Here is a 234-nt window from a genome sequence, read left to right on the forward strand (position 1 = left end):
GCCATGGATGTACCTGAAAATTGGATATAATTATTGTATGGGATTGTACTCCAGAGCCCCGGTTCTTCTGTAGTATTAGCCCCGCCCGGTGCGGCGACAGTCGCATCCATTCCAAAGTTCGAGTAACTAGCTTTATAATCATTCTTATCAACGGCCGTGACGGTCATTGCCCAGGGTTGAACGCATAGGGCATCTCCGATAGTCACATTACTGTTACCGGCTGAAGTTGTAATA

1 protein-coding gene is annotated in these 234 nt (G+C 47.0%); it reads right to left on the reverse strand.

Annotated features, from left to right (window positions below):
• The coding region (locus tag FQ668_RS28925; RefSeq protein ID WP_218570938.1) for a S8 family serine peptidase at positions 1 to 206 on the reverse strand (206 nt) is incomplete at its 3' end.
• Positions 207 to 234: the final 28 nt, after the last annotated feature.

Source organism: Pseudomonas sp. Kh14, from assembly GCF_900291005.1.
Classification (GTDB): Bacteria; Pseudomonadota; Gammaproteobacteria; order Pseudomonadales; family Pseudomonadaceae; genus Aquipseudomonas; species Aquipseudomonas alloputida.